Consider the following 234-nt stretch of genomic DNA (forward strand, 5'->3'; position numbering starts at 1 on the left):
GTATCGCATTGGTCTTCGGGTCGAGCCGCGCCAGGCCGAAGTTGGTGCTGATCCAGATGTTGCCGGTGCCGTCGGCGCGCAGGCCGTACACGGTATTGTTGGGCAACCCTTGAGCTTCGGAAATGTTGGCAAAGCGCAGATGCCCGGGCGCATCCCCGGGATTCATTATTTTTTTTATTGATACTGCGAGGTTAGAGATCTACACGCCGCCGGTATCGTCGACCAGGATTGAAT

At 56.4% G+C, this 234-nt stretch carries 1 protein-coding gene; it reads right to left on the minus strand.

The features are described 5' to 3' along the window. On the minus strand, nt 1-166 hold a 166-nt coding region (locus tag H6A60_RS14210), incomplete at its 3' end, for a two-component regulator propeller domain-containing protein (RefSeq protein ID WP_369126663.1). Between the last annotated feature and the right edge of the window lie 68 nt (nt 167-234).

Origin of the sequence: Sutterella massiliensis (genome assembly GCF_016899755.1) — a bacterium.
GTDB lineage: Bacteria > Pseudomonadota > Gammaproteobacteria > Burkholderiales > Burkholderiaceae_F > Sutterella > Sutterella massiliensis.